This window comes from Rhodopseudomonas palustris (assembly GCF_007005445.1).
GTDB lineage: Bacteria > Pseudomonadota > Alphaproteobacteria > Rhizobiales > Xanthobacteraceae > Rhodopseudomonas > Rhodopseudomonas palustris_G.
Window position 1 is genome coordinate 2,562,243 of sequence record NZ_CP041387.1, and the last position, 18,240, is coordinate 2,580,482.

10 protein-coding genes are annotated in these 18,240 nt (G+C 64.6%); 2 read left to right on the forward strand and 8 right to left on the reverse strand.

The genetic code is table 11. The features are described from left to right. Positions 1-33: 33 nt before the first annotated feature. Positions 34-435, forward strand: a complete 402-nt coding sequence (locus FLL57_RS11740; RefSeq protein ID WP_142882968.1) for a MerR family transcriptional regulator — start codon at positions 34-36, stop codon at positions 433-435. Positions 436-477: 42 nt separating this feature from the next. Here the strand turns inward: FLL57_RS11740 and FLL57_RS11745 are convergent, their stop codons facing one another. Both FLL57_RS11745 and FLL57_RS11750 read right to left on the reverse strand, forming a co-directional pair. Next, complete coding sequence (locus tag FLL57_RS11745) at positions 478-1,686, reverse strand: MFS transporter (RefSeq protein ID WP_142882969.1); 1,209 nt, start codon at positions 1,684-1,686, stop codon at positions 478-480. Positions 1,687-1,940: 254 nt separating this feature from the next. Further along, complete coding sequence (locus tag FLL57_RS11750) at positions 1,941-2,369, reverse strand: VOC family protein (protein WP_013501911.1); 429 nt, start codon at positions 2,367-2,369, stop codon at positions 1,941-1,943. A gap of 142 nt (positions 2,370-2,511) precedes the next feature. Between FLL57_RS11750 and FLL57_RS11755 the strand changes: the two genes are divergently transcribed. After that, positions 2,512-2,973, forward strand: coding sequence for a MarR family winged helix-turn-helix transcriptional regulator (locus FLL57_RS11755; protein ID WP_142882970.1), 462 nt, complete (start codon positions 2,512-2,514; stop codon positions 2,971-2,973). Positions 2,974-3,049: 76 nt separating this feature from the next. Here FLL57_RS11755 and FLL57_RS11760 read toward each other — a convergent pair whose 3' ends face one another. The 6 genes from FLL57_RS11760 to rplJ all read right to left on the reverse strand — a co-directional run bounded on the left by FLL57_RS11760 (position 3,050) and on the right by rplJ (position 17,519). Further along, complete coding sequence (locus FLL57_RS11760; RefSeq protein ID WP_142882971.1) at positions 3,050-5,146, reverse strand: ABC transporter ATP-binding protein; 2,097 nt, start codon at positions 5,144-5,146, stop codon at positions 3,050-3,052. A 116-nt stretch (positions 5,147-5,262) separates the two neighbouring features. Continuing rightward, positions 5,263-7,326: an FAD-dependent oxidoreductase gene (locus FLL57_RS11765; protein ID WP_142882972.1), complete on the reverse strand. Its 2,064-nt coding sequence runs from the start codon at positions 7,324-7,326 to the stop codon at positions 5,263-5,265. Positions 7,327-7,629: 303 nt separating this feature from the next. After that, entirely contained in the window at positions 7,630-11,832 is a 4,203-nt protein-coding gene (gene rpoC, locus FLL57_RS11770) for a DNA-directed RNA polymerase subunit beta' (RefSeq protein ID WP_013501907.1), read from the reverse strand. Between the two features lie 146 nt (positions 11,833-11,978). Then, complete coding sequence (gene rpoB, locus FLL57_RS11775; RefSeq protein ID WP_047309348.1) at positions 11,979-16,103, reverse strand: DNA-directed RNA polymerase subunit beta; 4,125 nt, start codon at positions 16,101-16,103, stop codon at positions 11,979-11,981. A 467-nt stretch (positions 16,104-16,570) separates the two neighbouring features. Beyond that, the gene (rplL, locus tag FLL57_RS11780; RefSeq protein WP_013501905.1) at positions 16,571-16,945 is read right to left on the reverse strand and encodes a 50S ribosomal protein L7/L12; all 375 of its coding nucleotides are present in this window, start codon (positions 16,943-16,945) and stop codon (positions 16,571-16,573) included. 55 nt (positions 16,946-17,000) lie between these two features. Beyond that, entirely contained in the window at positions 17,001-17,519 is a 519-nt protein-coding gene (gene rplJ / locus FLL57_RS11785; RefSeq protein WP_013501904.1) for a 50S ribosomal protein L10, read from the reverse strand. Positions 17,520-18,240 lie beyond the last annotated feature (721 nt).

Here is an 18,240-nt window from a genome sequence, read left to right on the forward strand (position 1 = left end):
ATATGCACCCTGTAGCGGCTACAGGGTCAAGACATGCCGACGGACCACCTCGCGATTGGGGATCTCGGGCGCCAGACGGACACCAAGGTCGAAACCATCCGGTATTACGAGCGGATCGGATTGCTGTCGGCTCCAGCGCGCACGCCGGGCAACTACCGCGCCTACACAACGGCGCATCTGAACCGGCTGAGCTTCATCCGTCGCGCCCGCGACCTCGGCTTTTCACTCGACCAGATCCGCGCGCTTTTGGATCTGTCTGACGAGCGGGAACGCTCCTGCGATGCCATCGACACGATCGCCAAGCAGCATCTGGCCGAAGTCGACCGCAAGATCGCAGACCTGCAAGCGCTGCGCAGGGAGCTGAATCACATGATCACGCAGTGTGACTGCGGCACTGTCGCCGACTGCCGCATCATCGAGGCGCTGTCGCCGTAGCGGCGACAGCAGTGCTGCCGCCCCAGCAGACGTCGCCCTCTCCTACGCCACCGCCAATTCCTCTCGCCGCTGCGGGAACGGCCGGAACGTCGCCAGGATCAGCATCGCGGCGAGGCCCATGGCGCAGGAGGCGACATACATCGGCGCGTAGCTGCCGTAGGCATCGTAGATCAGCCCGCCGAGCACCGGGCCGGTGGACATGCCGAGGCTGCCAGCCATCGCGGTGCCGCCGACGATCGTGCCCATCATCCGCAGCGGAAAGTTCTCGCGGATGATCACGGCGTAGAGCGGCATGGTTCCGGCGTAGATGAAGCCGACCGCGACCGCGACCGCATAGAAGCCGCCGAGCCCGCCGACGAAGGCGTAGGCCAGCACGCCGAACGCCTGCGCGAGCAGGCCGATGACCAGCACGCGCTGCGCGCCGAAGCGGTCGCCTGCAAGGCCGAAGCCGATCCGGCCGAACATCCCGGCCAGTCCCTCGACGCTGTAGATCGTGGTCGCCGCGATCATTGGGATGCCGCAGGTCACCGCGTAGCTGACGGTGTGGAAGATCGGGCCGGAATGGGTCGCGCAGCAAAAGAAGTTGGCGAGCATCAGCGTGACGAATTGCGGCGAGCGCACCGCCTGCCCCACCGTCATTTCGTCCTGCGCATCGGCCGACGCCGCCTCGGCGCCGCCAGCTTCGAGCGCCGGCGGACGCCGCACCAGCAGCGCCGCGGGGATCATCAGCGCGGCGACGACCGCTGCGATGATCAGCATCGCGCCGCGCCAGTCGTGGATCGTCACCAGCCACGCCGCCAGCGGCGCCATCGTCAGCGGCGCCATGCCCATGCCGGCGGACACCAGCGACACCGCAAGGCCCCGCCCGGTATCGAACCAGCCAGTGACGCAGGCCATCATCGGCGCGAACACAGTGGCGGTGGCGGCACCGACCAGTACGCCGAACAGCAACTGGAATTCGATCAGCGAGGCGGCGCGGCTGGCGAGCGCGAGGCTGGCCGCGAGCACCACCGATCCGGTCAGCACCACGGGGCGCGGACCGAACCTGTCCGACAGATTGCCCCACAGCATGCTGGCGGCGGCCATCGCCAGGAAACCGATCGTCATCGCGGTGGAGATCCCGGTGACCGACCAGTCGGTGTCCTGCGACATCGGCCTGATCAGCACCGGCAGTGAGAACATCGCACCGGCCGCGACGCAGCCAAGCACACCGCCGGCCGCAACGATCACCCAACGATAGGACTGGTTCATGGTCGTTTCCGTGTTGCGGGAGCGTTTGCCGAGTCATTGCGAGGAGCACCCGGATCGGCGCGATGCGCCGCCCGGGCACAGGCTCCGCGACGAAGCGATCCAGCTCAGTGCGCGAAGCTGGATTGCTTCGCTTCGTTCGCAACGACGTTGAAAGACCTGCGCGAAAGGACTGGGTCCCCCGTGCTCCGAGGACGAAGCGACCACGCCGCGGCCGACATTGGGCCGGCGTTTTTTTCGCCGGCCCCGCGCCGCCGTCAGGCCGACGCCGGCAGCGTGTTGATCATCCACGGAATGCCGAAGCGGTCGATCAGCGAACCGAACCCAGGCGACCAAAACGTTTCGCCGAACGGCATCATCGGCTTGCCGCCCTCGGACAATTGCTCGTACCAGCGCTGCGCCTCGGCCTTGTCCTCCGTGTGCAGGGTGACGTCGAAACCGTTCTTCGGCTTGTCGATGTTCGGAGCCCAGCCGGTGTCCATGTCGGCGCCCATCAGCGCCTGATCGCCGACCTCGAGCCAGCAGTGCATCAGCCAGGTCTTGTACTTCGGATCGGTGACCGGCATCTCCGGCGGCGCGTCGCTATAGGGGAACGCCGCGGTGATCTTGCCGCCCAGCACCTTGGCGTAGAACTCGAACGCTTCGCGGCACTGCCCCTGGAAGCTCAGGCTGGTCACGATCTTCATACGATGCTCCTCCCCGTTCGACTGGCGAGGTCGATGCCGCGCGGGCTGCGCCCACCGGACCCGCCCTCGACGGCGCTTGATCCCGCCGAAATAGGTTGATATCAACCTATATTGCCACCCGCTTGTCAAGAGCCGTTCTCAGATGCGCGCATCGGCCGAACCCAGTTTCGAAACCACGCTGCTGGTGAGCGATAGCTGCCTGTGCCTGCACGCCCAGCGCGCAGCGCGGGCGCTGGCACGGCGGTTCGACCTCGCGCTGAAACCGGCCGGGCTCACCAGCGGTCAGTTCTCGCTGCTGATGTCCCTGAACCGGCCGCAGCCAGCCCCGCTCGGCAGCGTCGCCGCATTGCTGGCGATGGACCGCACCACGCTGACGGCGAACCTGAAACCGCTGGAGCGGCGCAATCTGCTCGAAGTGCTGATCGATCCGGCCGACCGGCGCGCCAGGCTGCTACGGCTGACGCCTACGGGGCGGAAGACGCTGGCCGCGGCGGTGCCGATCTGGCGCAAGCTCCATGCGGAGATCGACGCCGACCTCACCGATGCCGACGGCCTTCGTACCCAACTGAATGTCCTCGGCCGCCTCGACGGGACCGTCACCTGAGGGGCCGATAGCCTTGTTCTACTACGACAGCCTCAAACGCAGTCGCTGACGCGCAGCGACCGCGCGCACGCGACGCTCACTCGTCGTCATCATCATCGTCGTCATCGTCATCGGCGCCGTGGCGCTTCTGGTCGTCCCACAGCTTGCGATAGACGCCGTTCTTGGCCAGCAGCTCCTGGTGCGTGCCGCGCTCGATCGCCTGGCCGTTCGAAACGACGACGATCTCGTCCATCTCGACCACGCTGGTCAGGCGGTGGGTCGAGAAGATCATGGTGCGGCCGCGCGCCAGCTTCATCAACGTCTTGTTGATCGCCGCCTCGGTGGTCTGGTCCAGCGCCGAGGTCGCCTCGTCGAGCAGCAGCACCGAAGGATTGCGCACGATCGCGCGGGCGATCGCAATGCGCTGACGCTGGCCGCCGGACAGCGTGTCACCGCGCTCGCCGACCACGGTGTCGTATTTCTCCGGCAGACTCATGATGAAGCGGTGAATCTCGGCCTTCTTGGCCGCCTGCTCGACCTCGGCGTCGGTCGCCCCCTCCTTGCCGAGCCGGATGTTGTCGCGGATCGACATGTTGAACAGCATGTTCTCCTGGAACACCACCGCCATGCTCCGGCGCAGCGATTCCAGCGTCACGTTGCGGATGTCGACGCCGTCGACCGCGACCCGCCCCTCGGTCGGATCGTACAGCCGCAGCACCATATTGAGCAGCGTGCTCTTGCCCGACCCGCTGGGGCCGACGATGGCGATGGTCTTGCCGGCCGTCAGCTTCAGGCTGAAATTGTCGATCACCGGCCGCTCGGCGCCCTCATAGGCGAACGACACCCGCTCGAAAGCGATGTTGTCGGTGATCCGCGGCAGCTCGGCCGCGCCCGGACGATCGGCGATCGGGGTCTTCTCGTCGAGCAGCTCCTCCATGTGACGCACCGCGGCGGCGGCCTGGATCGACACCGGGATGAACTGCATCAAGTGAGCGATGTTGTAGGAGACTTCCCAGAATGCGCTCTCGAAAGTGACGAAGGTGCCGACGGTGATCTGGCCGGTGGTCGCCAGATAGGCGCCGATCGCCAGCACCACCAGATGCAGCATCAGCACCGACACGGTCACCGAACGCTCGACCATCGAGGTCAGGAAGGTGGCCTGCGCCATCTTCTGCCGGGTCGCCTGATTGCGCAGCGTGAAGAAGCCGAACATCTTGCGCTGCAGGCTGAACGCCTTGACCACGGCCTGGGCGCCGATGTTCTCCTGCACCACGCCGAGCATCCCGGCCTCCTGGACCTTCTGCTCGTAGTTCGCCTGCACCGCCTTCGGCGTGAGGATGCGCGGACCGATCAGCGTGATCGGGAAGATCAGCAGCGCCACCACCGCGAGCTGCCAGTTCAGAAACAGCATCAGGATGACGCCGGCGATCAATTCGAGGAACGGCAGCAGCGCGGTGTTGGCGAGGATCTCGACCACCCGCGAGAACGCCGCCATATCGATCGAAAATCGCGACAGGATTTCGCCCCGCTTGGTGCGGGCAAAATAGCCGGCAGGCAGGCGCTGGGCGTGGTCGAACAGCCGGGTGCGGACATCGGCGATCACCGCCGCGGAGAGCCGGGCGTCCCAGCGCTCGTACCACACCGCCACGATCGAGGTGATGACCCCAGCGACGCCGAGGATCGACAGGATCTTGTACAGCTCGTGGAAGTCCTCCTCACCGAGCGCGTCGTCGATCAGGAACTTGAGGCTGAGCGGCATGATGACGTTGAACAGGGTTTCGACGACCACGCCGAACACCACGAAGGCCAACATCTTCTTGTAGTTGGTGACCACCGGCCGGATGAACCGGATGATAGTCGCGAACGCTCCCGCGGCCTGGCGGGCGGTGAAGACGACGAGTTCCTCGTCGTCGTCTTCACCTTCCTCGTCGTCATCGTCGTCGTCGCTGTCGCTGTCGCTGTCGCTAGGCGGAGCGGCGGCCGCGACCTTGTCGGCGATCAATTGCTTCACCGGCGGCTTGGTAGTCGGCACCACAGGCGCCGCCGAGCCGACCGGCATCGCGAATTTTTCGTCGAGCGGCGAGATCGGTGCAGCGCCTTCGCCGCTCGCGGCGCCGGTCGCCGGCGGCGTCGCCGCGGGAATGTCGTCCGGCCGCGAGTCCGGATTGGCAGGAGGCTCAGGCTTGCGCGCCATGAATCGAGACCGTCGGGTGGCAGAACCGCACAACTACAATGAGCGGCGCCGTGACTCGTTCGAGCCACGGCGCCGGATTTTCCAACGCGGACAAGGGCCGCGCGCAAGCCGGACGGTCAGTCGCCGTCGTCCTCGTCGTGGACCTTGTCGAAGAACGAGTAGCGCAGGCTGTCGGCGTCGCTGTACCAATGGCCGGGGCCCCTGCCCGCCTTCATCGCCAACTCCCACAGCGCGTCACCGCAATCGTTGCGGTGCATCGACAGATCGAAGCCGTTGGCGAAGAACAGTTCCGACCATTCCCACCAGGTGCCGAGCTTCTTCACCCCGCGCAACAGGTCGTAACGGTCGATCACGCGCGGATCCATATCGCTGGTCACCGAGCCGAACACCAGACCGGTGCGCGCGACACGGCGCAGCTCGCGGATCGCCTTGACGGCGCGGCTGTCGGCGACATGGCACAGGCTGGTCTCGAACACGAAGTCGAACGCCTCGTCCTCGAACGGCAGGTCGAGGATCGATCCGAGCTTGTTGTACGGCTTCACCGCCTCCGGCGTCCTGCCGTGGATGTAACGGTTGTTTTCGACCCCGTAAGCATCGATGCCCCGTTCGCGCAGCGCGCCGACCAGCTCGCCGCTGGCGGCGCCGGCGACCAGCAGCTTGATGCCGCGCGGCCGGTTCCACACGGTGTCGATGGTCTGCATCAGATAGTCCGGGTCGGTGAACCGGCTCCAGACCTCGCGATACGGCCCCTGGCCGCGATAGTTCTCGAAATAGTCGCGGTCGATTTTGTCGGACACCGGCTTGCCGTCCTGGGCGCGGGCCCGACGCAGCTTCATCGTCTCGGTGACGATGATGTCGGTGGCGGCGTCCGAGGAGTCGAGCAGACCGTTCAGCGTCGAGTCGAACAGATAGTCGCCGACGATCACGAAGCCCGGATGGTTCTTCGGCTCGGGGCGATGGTTGGTCATCACATCGCGCACCGGCAGGCCGCCGGGAATGCAGTTCACCGACGACAGCCAGCGATGGGTCTTGCCCTCGAGGAAATGCCCGCGGACATCGCCGAGCTCGGCCGGCAGCGACTTCAGCGCCAGCTCGATCAGCTCCTTGTCGGTCAGGTTGGAGAACGCAAGCGCATCCGAGCCGGCGATCAGGAAGTTCAGCACGCCGTATTTGCCGACGTCGTGGCGCGAGCCTTCGTTGTAGACGCAGCAGCCGCCGAACGCTTCCGACATGAACCACGAGCCCGGGATCTTGTCGCCCCAGAACGGCCCGTCGAACAGCAGCGAGATCCGCAGGTAATGCGCCGGGCGGTCGAAATAAGCGACGTGCTTGACCATCGCCTTGCGGAGCTGCTCGTTGCCCCAGCTCAACGTGGCGAGCCAATTGTGCGGCAGGCACATCAGCACCAGATCGAAGTCGCGCGTCTCCGGCCCCTTGCCGTTCATCATGTTCAATTCGTAGCGCCCGGTCTCGGTCTTGCCGACCTTGAGCACGCGGTGATTGAACTGGATGTCGGCGTCGATCTCCGAGCGCAGGCACTCGATCAGTTGTTCGTTGCCGTTCTGGATCGAATACAGGCCGATATAGCCGTCGATATCCATCACGAAGTTCTTGAGCGCGTTGAGGCCGTTGGTGTTGTGGCTCTCGGTCGCGATATCGGACTTCGCCATCACCTTGAAGAACCGCTTGGCGGTCGGGTCCTCGATCTCCTGGTCGAGCAACTGCTCGCAATTGGTCCAGGCCCAGGGATGGTCGTTGTCGTGGGCGCCGACGCCTTCGTAATACTGGGTCGGCGTCATCTGCCGGCTGCACTTGTTGCGGAACGCGACAATCGCCTCGGCGGTCTTGTCGCCGTACTTCTTGCGCATTCCGGGCACGTCGTTGAGAAGCTCGCCGTCGAGCTGCACCTGCTCGGCATCCATCGGAATGGTCTGCAGCCCGAAATGCTGCACCAGTTCTCGCAGCGGATCCGGCCCGGTCATCGAGTAGTCGTACAATTCGGCGACGCCGGCCTCGTACATCGCAGGCGCTGTGTCGAATTTCTGGGTGACGATTTTGCCGCCGAGCCGGTCGGAGGCTTCGAAGATGGTGACCTTGCAAAGGCCGCCGAGCTTCCGTTTCAGATACCAGGCGCTCATCAGACCGCCCGGGCCGCCACCTACGATTGCAAGATCAAACATGGTGCTCTTTCAACATCCCCGCGGCTTCCGATCGCCGCGCAGCGTGTTTTGCTCCGCGCCTTCGGTCAAGGCGTGATTCTCCGAGAAAATCCGCGTGACGTCAGCGAGTTGGGGCTGATTTGGCGTGGAATCGGCGCCCCTGTGCCGGATTCGACGTTCGCAGGACAGGAAGACGCTTTTCACCTGAAGGGAAGATGAACAACCGGTAAGGTAGCCAGGAAAACCCAGCGGGACCGGGCAGATATGAGAAGGGCCGGCGCAAGGCCGGCCCTTCCTGTCGAGATTGACTAGCAGAAGCGAGCGTCACTCTACCGGCGGCAGCGACAGCGGTTCGGCTTCCGGCGCGGCGGCCGGAACGATCGCCGCCTGCTTCTCGCGTTCGTCGAGGATCAGCCGGTCGCGCTTCATCGCCACTTCGCGGATCTTGGCCATCGAGGCACCGGTGCCCGCCGGGATCAGCCGGCCGACGATGACGTTCTCCTTGAGACCTTCCAGCGGGTCGACCTTGCCGTTGACCGCGGCTTCGGTGAGCACCCGGGTGGTCTCCTGGAACGAAGCCGCCGAGAAGAACGACCGGGTCTGCAGCGACGCCTTGGTGATGCCGAGCAGCACCGGGTTGCCGGTGGCGGGCTTCTTGCCCTCCTCGACCGCCTTGGCGTTGACCGCGTTGAACTCGATCTTGTCGACCTGTTCGCCCGAGATCATGTCGGTGTCGCCCTGGTCGGTGATCTCGATCTTCTGCAGCATCTGGCGAACGATCACCTCGATGTGCTTGTCGTTGATCAACACGCCCTGGAGTCGATAGACCTCCTGGATTTCGTTGACCAGATAGGCCGCGAGTTCCTCGATGCCCTTGATCGCCAGGATGTCGTGCGGCGCCGGATTGCCCTCGACGATGAAGTCGCCCTTTTCGACGACGTCGCCGTCCTGCAAGTGGATGTGCTTGCCCTTCGGGATCAGGTACTCGCGCGCTTCCTCGTTCTTGTCGAGCGGCTCGATCGAGAGCCGGCGCTTGTTCTTGTAGTCGCGACCGAACCGGATGGTGCCGGCGATCTCGGCGATGATCGCCGCATCCTTCGGCCGCCGCGCTTCGAACAGCTCCGCCACCCGCGGCAGACCGCCGGTGATGTCGCGGGTCTTGGCGCTCTCGGTCGAGATACGCGCCAGGATGTCGCCGGGCTTGACCTGGGCGCCGACGTCGACCGACAGAATGGCGTCGACCGACAGCATGTAACGGGCGTCGCCGCCGCGCGCCAGCTTCAGCACCTTGCCGTCCTTGCCCTTGATCACGATCGCCGGACGCAGGTCCGCGCCGCCGCGGCTCGAACGCCAGTCGATGACGATACGCTTGGCGATACCGGTCGACTCGTCGAGCGTTTCGGAGATCGACTGATCCTCGATCAGATCCTCGAAGTCGATGGTACCCTCGACCTCGGTCAGGATCGGCCGGGTGTACGGATCCCACTCGGCGATGCGCTGGCCGCGCTTGACCATGTCGCCCTCGTCGACGTGCACGCGCGCGCCGTACTGGATGCGATGGGTCGCACGCTCGGTGCCGTCCGGATCGACGATCGCGATCACCATGTTGCGGACCATCGCGACATTGTGGCCTTCGCCGTTGCGGGCGATGGCGCGGTTCTTGATCACGATCTTGCCGTCGAAGTTCGACTCGATCACCGACTGCTCGTTGATCTGCGCCGCGCCGCCGATGTGGAAGGTACGCATCGTGAGCTGGGTGCCCGGCTCGCCGATCGACTGCGCTGCGATCACGCCGACCGCCTCGCCGTGGTTGACCGGGGTGCCGCGGGCGAGATCGCGCCCGTAGCACTTGCCGCAGATGCCGTTGACCAGCTCGCAGGTCAGCGCCGAGCGGATCTTCACTTCCTGCACGCCGGCCTGGTGGATCGCCTCGACGTCCCGCTCCTCCATCAGATCGCCGCGCTTGACGATGATCTCGTTGGTGGCCGGGTCGCGCACGTCCTCGCCCGCGGTGCGGCCGAGGATACGGCTGCCCAGCGAAGCGACCACGGTGCCGGCGTCGACGATCGCCCGCATCTTGATGCCGAGCGAGGTGCCGCAGTCGGCCTGCGTGATGATGCAGTCCTGCGCCACGTCGACCAGACGCCGGGTCAGGTAACCCGAGTTCGCGGTCTTCAGCGCGGTGTCGGCCAGACCCTTACGGGCGCCGTGGGTCGAGTTGAAGTACTCGAGAACCGACAGACCTTCCTTGAAGTTGGAGATGATCGGCGTCTCGATGATCTCACCCGACGGCTTGGCCATCAGGCCGCGCATACCGGCGAGCTGACGCATCTGCGCGGGCGAACCACGCGCACCGGAGTGGGCCATCATGTAGATCGAGTTGACCTGCTGTTCGGAGCCGTCCGGCGCCTTCCGAACCGCGGAGATCTCCTTCATCATCTCCTTGGCGATTTCTTCGGTGGCCTTCGACCAGGCGTCGACCACCTTGTTGTACTTCTCGCCGTGGGTGATCAGACCGTCGTTGTACTGCTGCTCGAAATCCTTCGCCAGGGTGCGGGTCGAGTCGACGATCTTCCACTTCGAGCCCGGCACGACCATGTCGTCCTTGCCGAACGAGATGCCGGCCTTGAACGCGTTGAAGAAGCCGAGCGCCATGATCCGGTCGCAGAAGATCACCGTCTCCTTCTGACCGCAGTGGCGATAGACCTGATCGATGACGCCGGAGATCTCGCGCTTGGTCATCAGCTTGTTGATGACGTCGAACGGCAGCTTCGGCGACTTCGGCAGCACCTGGCCGAGCAGGATGCGGCCGGCGGTGGTCTCCAGCAGACGGACCGTCTCCTGGCCCTCCTCGTTGGTCCAGTGCCAGCGATACCTGATCTTGGTGTGGAGGTGGATGACCTTCGAGTACAGCGCGTGCTCGAGCTCGGCGAGATCGCCGAACACCTTGCCCTCGCCCGGCAGCCCTTCCCGCATGATCGACAGGTAGTACAGGCCGAGCACGATGTCCTGCGACGGCACGATGATCGGCTGGCCGTTCGCCGGATGCAGGATGTTGTTGGTCGACATCATCAGCACGCGCGCTTCGAGCTGCGCTTCGAGCGACAGCGGAACGTGCACGGCCATCTGGTCGCCGTCGAAGTCGGCGTTGAACGCCGAGCAAACCAGCGGATGGAGCTGGATCGCCTTGCCCTCGATCAGCACCGGCTCGAACGCCTGAATGCCGAGGCGATGCAGGGTCGGCGCGCGGTTCAGCAGCACCGGATGTTCGCGGATCACCTCGTCGAGGATGTCCCAAACCTCCGGCCGCTCCTTTTCGACCAGCTTCTTGGCCTGCTTGACGGTGGTCGACAGACCCTTGGCGTCGAGCCGCGAATAGATGAACGGCTTGAACAGTTCGAGCGCCATCTTCTTCGGCAGGCCGCACTGGTGCAGCTTGAGTTCCGGACCGACCACGATCACCGAACGGCCCGAATAGTCGACGCGCTTGCCGAGCAGGTTCTGACGGAACCGGCCCTGCTTGCCCTTCAGCATGTCGGCGAGCGACTTCAGCGGGCGCTTGTTGGCGCCGGTGATGACGCGGCCGCGGCGGCCGTTGTCGAACAGCGCGTCCACGGCCTCCTGCAGCATGCGCTTTTCGTTGCGGATGATGATGTCCGGCGCGCGCAGCTCCATCAGCCGCTTCAGGCGGTTGTTACGGTTGATGACGCGGCGATACAGGTCGTTGAGGTCCGAGGTCGCGAACCGGCCGCCGTCGAGCGGCACCAGCGGACGCAGGTCCGGCGGGATCACCGGCACGACCGTGAGGATCATCCACTCCGGCTTGTTGCCGGAATAGCGGAACGCTTCGACGATCTTCAGGCGCTTGGCGAGCTTCTTGTGCTTGATGTCCGAATCCGTCTCGGCCATCTCGGCGCGGAGCTGCGCGTCGATCTTTTCGAGCTCGAGACCCTTCAGCAGTTCGCGGATCGCCTCGGCGCCGATCATGGCGGTGAACGAATCCTGGCCGTACTGATCCTGGGCGCGCAGGTATTCCTCCTCCGACAGGAGCTGACGCTCCTTGAGGTCGGTGAGGCCCGGCTCCAGCACGACGTAGTATTCGAAGTACAGAATCCGCTCGAGGTCCTTCAGCGTCATGTCGAGCAGTTGCCCGATCCGCGACGGCAGGGACTTCAGGAACCAGATGTGGGCGACCGGCGCGGCCAGCTCGATGTGGCCCATGCGCTCGCGACGGACGCGCGACAGCGTCACTTCGACCGAGCACTTCTCGCAGATGATGCCCTTGTACTTCATCCGCTTGTACTTGCCGCACAAGCACTCGTAATCCTTGATCGGCCCGAAGATGCGGGCGCAGAACAGGCCGTCGCGCTCGGGCTTGAAGGTGCGGTAGTTGATGGTTTCCGGCTTCTTGATCTCGCCGTAAGACCACGACAGAATCTTCTCCGGCGACGCGATCGAAATCCGGATCTGGTCGAAGACCTGAGCCGGCGTCGTCGGATTGAACAGATTCATAATCTCTTGGTTCATCCCGTTCTCCTTCGGAGAAAGCGAGTAGCGAATGGCGAGTAGCGAATAGTCCGCTCGTCTCGCCGTCCCTGCACACCCGCCTCTATGCTATTCGCCATTCGCTAATCGCAACTCGTTGGCGCGACCGAAGCCGCGCCAACCGCACATCATTCGGCCGCCTCGGCCGGGGGCGTGTTGCCCAGCTTGGAATTGTGCAGGTCGACGTTGAGGCCGAGCGAGCGCATTTCCTTGACGAGCACGTTGAACGATTCCGGGATACCGGCCTCGAACGTGTCGTCGCCGCGCACGATCGCCTCGTACACCTTGGTGCGGCCGGCGACGTCGTCCGACTTCACCGTCAGCATTTCCTGCAGCGTATAGGCCGCGCCGTAAGCCTCGAGCGCCCACACCTCCATTTCGCCGAAGCGCTGGCCGCCGAACTGCGCCTTGCCGCCCAGCGGCTGCTGGGTGACGAGCGAGTACGGACCGATCGACCGGGCGTGGATCTTGTCGTCCACGAGGTGATGCAGCTTCAGCATGTAGATGTAGCCGACGGTGACGCGGCGATCGAACTGATCGCCGGTGCGGCCGTCGTAGACGGTCGACTGCCCCGAGGCGTCGAAGCCCGCGAGCTTCAGCATCTCCTCGATGTCGGCTTCCTTGGCGCCGTCGAACACCGGGGTCGCGATCGGCACGCCATGGCGCAGATTGCGGCCGAGCTCGAGCAGCTCGCCATCGTCGAGCGACTTGATGGTCTCGTCCTCGCCGTAGATCTTCCGCAGGGTCTCGCGCAGCGGCTTGAGATCCTGGCTCTGGTAGTAGGTGTCGATGGTCTGGCCGATGCGCTTGCCGAGGCCCGCGCACGCCCAGCCGAGATGCGTCTCGAGGATCTGACCGACGTTCATGCGGCTCGGCACGCCGAGCGGGTTGAGCACGATGTCGGCGTGGGTACCGTCCTCCAGGAACGGCATGTCCTCGATCGGCACGATCTTCGACACCACGCCCTTGTTGCCGTGGCGGCCGGCCATCTTGTCGCCCGGCTGGATCTTGCGCTTCACCGCGACGAAGACCTTGACCATCTTCATCACGCCGGGCGGCAGTTCGTCGCCGCGCTGAAGCTTCTCGACCTTGTCGAGGAAGCGCTGTTCGAGGCCCTTCTTCGACTCGTCGTACTGCTTCCGCATGGCCTCGATTTCGGCCATCAGCTTGTCGTTCGGCGCCGCGAACAGCCACCACTGCGACTTCGGATATTCCTCAAGCACCGCGCGGGTGATCTTGGTGTCCTTCTTGAAGCCCTTCGGTCCGGCGATGCCCTGGCGGCCGTCGAGCAGGTCGGCGAGACGGCCGTAGACGTTACGGTCGAGAATCGCCTGCTCGTCGTCGCGGTCCTTGGCGAGCCGTTCGATCTCTTCCCGCTCGATCGCCAGCGCACGTTCGTCCTTGTCGACGCCGTGGCGGTTGAACACGCGGACTTCGACGATGGTGCCCTGCACGCCCGGCGGCACCCGCAAGCTGGTGTCGCGAACGTCCGAGGCCTTTTCGCCGAAGATGGCGCGCAGCAGCTTTTCTTCCGGCGTCATCGGGCTTTCGCCCTTCGGCGTGATCTTGCCGACCAGGATGTCGCCGGCGCGAACTTCGGCGCCGATGTAGACGATACCGGCTTCGTCGAGGTTCTTCAGCGCTTCTTCCGAGACGTTCGGAATGTCGCGGGTGATTTCCTCGGGGCCGAGCTTGGTGTCGCGCGCCATCACCTCGAATTCCTCGATGTGAATCGAGGTGAAGACGTCTTCCTTCACGATCCGCTCGGAGAGCAGGATCGAGTCTTCGAAGTTGTAGCCGTTCCACGGCATGAACGCGACCAGCACGTTGCGGCCCAGCGCCAGCTCGCCGAGATCGGTCGACGGACCGTCGGCGATGATGTCGCCCTTCTTGACGTGGTCGCCGACCTTCACCAGCGGACGCTGGTTGATGCAGGTCGACTGGTTGGAGCGCTGGTACTTCATCAGCCGGTAGATATCGACGCCCGACTTGGTCGGATCGAGATCCTCGGTGGCGCGGATCACGACGCGGGTGGCGTCGATCTGGTCGATGATGCCGGTGCGGCGCGCGGCGATCGCCGCGCCCGAGTCACGGGCGACCACGCCTTCCATGCCGGTGCCGACGAACGGCGCCTCGGCGCGAACCAGCGGCACCGCCTGGCGCTGCATGTTCGAGCCCATCAGCGCGCGGTTGGCGTCGTCGTTCTCGAGGAACGGGATCAGCGCCGCGGCGACCGAAACGAGCTGCTTCGGCGACACGTCCATGTAGTCGACCTGGTCGGCCGGGATCAGCACGACGTCGCGGGTGCCGCCGGCGCGGCAGACGATCAGGTCGTCGGTGAAGCGGCCCTTGGCGTCGAGCGGCACGTTGGCCTGCGCGACCGCGTAACGCCCCTCCTCCATCGCCGAGAGGTAGACCACCTCGTCGGTGACATGGCCATCCTTGACCCTGCGATACGGGGTCTCGACGAAGCCGTACTTGTTCACGCGGGCGAAGGTCGCCAGCGAGTTGATCAGACCGATGTTCGGACCTTCCGGCGTCTCGATCGGGCAGATCCGGCCGTAATGGGTCGGATGCACGTCGCGGACTTCGAAGCCGGCGCGCTCGCGGGTCAGACCGCCCGGGCCGAGCGCCGACAGGCGCCGCTTGTGGGTGATCTCCGACAGCGGATTGGTCTGGTCCATGAACTGCGAGAGCTGCGACGAGCCGAAGAACTCGCGCACCGCCGCCGCCGCCGGCTTGGCGTTGATCAGGTCCTGCGGCATCACGGTGTCGATGTCGACCGAGCTCATCCGCTCCTTGATGGCGCGCTCCATGCGGAGCAGACCGATGCGGTACTGGTTCTCCATCAGTTCGCCGACCGAGCGCACCCGGCGGTTGCCGAGGTGGTCGATGTCGTCGATCTCGCCCTTGCCGTCCCGCAGGCCGACCAGGGTCTTGATCACCGCCAGGATGTCCTCCTTGCGCAGCGTGCGATGGGTGTCGGGCGCATCGAGGTCGAGGCGCATGTTCATCTTGACGCGGCCGACCGCTGACAGGTCGTAGCGCTCGGCGTCGAAGAACAGCGACTGGAACATGTTCTGCGCGGATTCCAGCGTCGGCGGCTCGCCCGGACGCATCACCCGGTAGATGTCGAACAGCGCGTCCTCGCGCGTCATGTTCTTGTCGACGTTGAGGGTGTTGCGGATGTAGGGGCCGACATTGACGTGGTCGATGTCGAGCAGCGGCAGTTCCTTGTAGCCCTGCTCGTTGAGCATCTTCAGGGCCTTGTCGGTGATCTCCTCACCGGCTTCCGCGTAGATTTCGCCGGTCTTCGGGTTGACCAGATCCTCGGCGAGGTAGTTGCCGACGAGCTCCTCGTCGGACATCCGCAGCGCCTTGAGCCCCTTCTCCTGGAGCTGGCGGGCGGCGCGCACGGTCAGCTTCTTGCCGGCCTCGAGCACGACCTTGCCGGTGTCGGCGTCGATCAGGTCGTTGACGGTCGAATAGCCACGGAAGCGGTTGACGTCGAACGGCACGCGCCAGCCGTCCTTGGTGCGCTTGTAGAGGATCTTGTTGTAGAAGGTCGACAGGATCTCTTCGCCGTCGAGGCCGAGGGCGAACATCAGCGACGTCACCGGCAGCTTGCGGCGACGGTCGATACGCGCATAGACGATGTCCTTGGCGTCGAACTCGATGTCGAGCCAGGAACCGCGATACGGGATGATACGGGCGGCGAACAGCAGCTTGCCCGACGAGTGGGTCTTGCCCTTGTCGTGGTCGAAGAACACGCCCGGCGACCGGTGCATCTGCGAGACGATCACGCGCTCGGTGCCGTTGACGATGAAGGTACCGTTCATCGTCATCAGCGGGATGTCGCCCATGTAGACATCCTGCTCCTTGATGTCCTTGACGGAGCGGGCGCCGGTTTCCTCGTCGATATCGAACACGATGAGGCGCAGCGTCACCTTCAGCGGCGCTGCGTAGGTCATGCCGCGCTGGCGGCACTCGTCGACGTCGTACTTCGGCGGCTCGAATTCGTAGCGCACGAATTCGAGCATCGAGGCGTTGGAGAAGTCCGAGATCGGGAACACCGACCGGAACACCGCCTGCAGACCCTCGTCAGGCCGCCCGCCGGGCGGCTCGGCGACCATCAGGAACTGGTCGTAGGACGCCTTCTGAACCTCGATGAGGTTCGGCATCTCCGCGACTTCCCGGATGTGACCGAAAAACTTGCGAACGCGTTTGCGACCGGTGAACGTCTGCTGCGCCATCGTGGCCTCTCGTTTCGTCGCCCGGCGGGGCGAACCGTCCGGAGCGCGAGCCGCCTCGCCCCCGGGTTGAATACCGAACATCCGAAATTCAGGAGCCCGATTTCAGGAACAAAGTCCTAAGTCGGCTCAACACTAATTCCGAACGCAAAATGACGCGCGGGGCGCTGCCGCACCCGCCCGTCGAAATCTCGTCGTTACAGACCGAAAAAGCCCGAAATTGCCGATTCTCCTAAAGGCTGCGCGGACACGTTACCACGCCCATCGCGCCCGCGCTTTCGTGCTGCCGCACCAATATGGGACGGCAATGTGGAGATTCGAGGGGTTGTCCCCGCGCCTTTCCACACATTCCTGTGACGGCTCGTCCGGGCACACCGCAGCCCGCCCTGCCGTTGCCGCCCGGACCCAGAGGGCCCGAACCGCGATCGTGCCGGACCCGGGGAGACCCGGGCCCGGCCAAACCGATCGGCTTACTTGAGCTCGACCTTGGCGCCAGCCTTCTCGAGCTGGGCCTTGATCTTCTCGGCTTCTTCCTTGTTGACGCCTTCCTTGAGCGGCTTCGGAGCGCCTTCGACCAGATCCTTGGCTTCCTTGAGGCCCAGGCCGGTGATGGCGCGGACTTCCTTGATCACCTCGATCTTCTTGTCGCCGGCCGAGGCCAGCACAACGGTGAAGTCGGTCTTCTCTTCCGCCGGAGCGGCAGCGCCACCGGCCGGAGCAGCGGCAACCGCAACGGCCGCAGCGGCCGAGACGCCCCACTTCTCTTCGAGCATCTTGGCGAGCTCAGCGGCTTCGAGCACGGTGAGGCTCGACAGGTCGTCAACAATCTTCTGCAGATCAGCCATTGAATCAGTTCCTTACGGGTATCAGTTCGAACCAGGGTTGATTGGGAGTGAAGCGTCAGGCCGCTTCGCTTTTGGAGGCATAGGCCTGAACCACGCGAGCCAGCTTGGCAGCCGGAGCAGTGGTGACCTGCGCGATCTTGGTCGCCGGGGCCTGGACAAGGCCGACCAGCTTGGCACGCAGTTCATCGAGCGACGGCAGCGAGGCGAGCGCCTTCACACCATCGACGTTCAGGACGGTTTTGCCCATCGAACCGCCGAGAATGACGAACTTTTCGTTCGCCTTGGCGAATTCGACGGCCACCTTCGGCGCCGCGACCGGATCGCTGGAAGTTGCGATCACCGTCGGCCCCTTCAACAGGGAGCCGATGGCTGCGACGTCGGTGCCTTCAAGAGCAATTTTGGCGAGACGGTTCTTCGAGACCTTCACCGAGGCGCCCGCCTGCTTCATCTGCTGGCGCAGCTTCTGCATCTGGGCAACGGTGAGGCCGGAATAGTGAGCGACGATCGCGACGCTGGTGGTCTGGAACAGACCGTTCAGCGATTCGACCGCCTCTTTTTTTGCCGCTCTTTCCACAGCAAGCTCTCTCCGGTTGGCGGTCTCTGCGAGCAGGACCACCGGGTTACACCCACCGTCCCGCTCCAACCCGACCCCGAGGCAAAAGCCTCCAAGGACACGCGGGGCGAGACGATCGTGAATTGCCTGCCCTCCCGTACCGGCTCCGGCTGATCGCCATCGCCCGCGCGGGGTGTCGAGGTTCGAACCCACTCCGCATCCCGCCGCGCAGAGCGTCGGGACACAAAATCCGGTTTTCACCCATCTATGCAGGCCATACGATTAAGCCTCTGAGGAAACGATCGCTTCCACTTCGGCGCCTGCAGTCTTGGACAGGACCGAGATCGTCTGGCAAACAGTCCGGCGAGCCGGCCTGTCGACCTTTCCGATCCCTGCCCGCATTCCGATCCAGTGACAGTCTTCCGCATCCTTCAGCGATCCGGGTGGATGAGTTGAAGGAAGGGCCTCCTATCGATCAGGTCATTGGAATGCGCGCATAGACGCGCCGGCCACAGCCGGCACGTCCGGAGCGGGGTGTTTAGCGAGTCTTAATGCGCTTGCCAAGAGCAAACTTGGCCAATCGGCACGATTTTGGCATAGCGGGTCCGCCCAACCTTGGACCGCCCTGGCAGCTATTGAGTGAATCCTGCCGGATCGGGCCACGCGACGCAAGCGGCCCACGCACGCCAGACCGGTGCCAAGGCGCGCTCGCCAGCAGGGACCGGCCACAGCTCACCTTTCA

What these genes read in the sequence shown, in the direction of transcription:
- FLL57_RS11765 (WP_142882972.1), bottom strand. Translation starts at nt 7,326, where the DNA reads ATGTTTGATCTTGCAATCGTAGGTGGCGGCCCGGGCGGTCTGATGAGC.
- FLL57_RS11745 (WP_142882969.1), bottom strand. Translation starts at nt 1,686, where the DNA reads ATGAACCAGTCCTATCGTTGGGTGATCGTTGCGGCCGGCGGTGTGCTT.
- FLL57_RS11760 (WP_142882971.1), bottom strand. Translation starts at nt 5,146, where the DNA reads ATGGCGCGCAAGCCTGAGCCTCCTGCCAATCCGGACTCGCGGCCGGAC.
- rpoC (WP_013501907.1), bottom strand. Translation starts at nt 11,832, where the DNA reads ATGAACCAAGAGATTATGAATCTGTTCAATCCGACGACGCCGGCTCAG.
- FLL57_RS11750 (WP_013501911.1), bottom strand. Translation starts at nt 2,369, where the DNA reads ATGAAGATCGTGACCAGCCTGAGCTTCCAGGGGCAGTGCCGCGAAGCG.
- rpoB (WP_047309348.1), bottom strand. Translation starts at nt 16,103, where the DNA reads ATGGCGCAGCAGACGTTCACCGGTCGCAAACGCGTTCGCAAGTTTTTC.
- FLL57_RS11755 (WP_142882970.1), top strand. Translation starts at nt 2,512, where the DNA reads ATGCGCGCATCGGCCGAACCCAGTTTCGAAACCACGCTGCTGGTGAGC.
- FLL57_RS11740 (WP_142882968.1), top strand. Translation starts at nt 34, where the DNA reads ATGCCGACGGACCACCTCGCGATTGGGGATCTCGGGCGCCAGACGGAC.
- rplL (WP_013501905.1), bottom strand. Translation starts at nt 16,945, where the DNA reads ATGGCTGATCTGCAGAAGATTGTTGACGACCTGTCGAGCCTCACCGTG.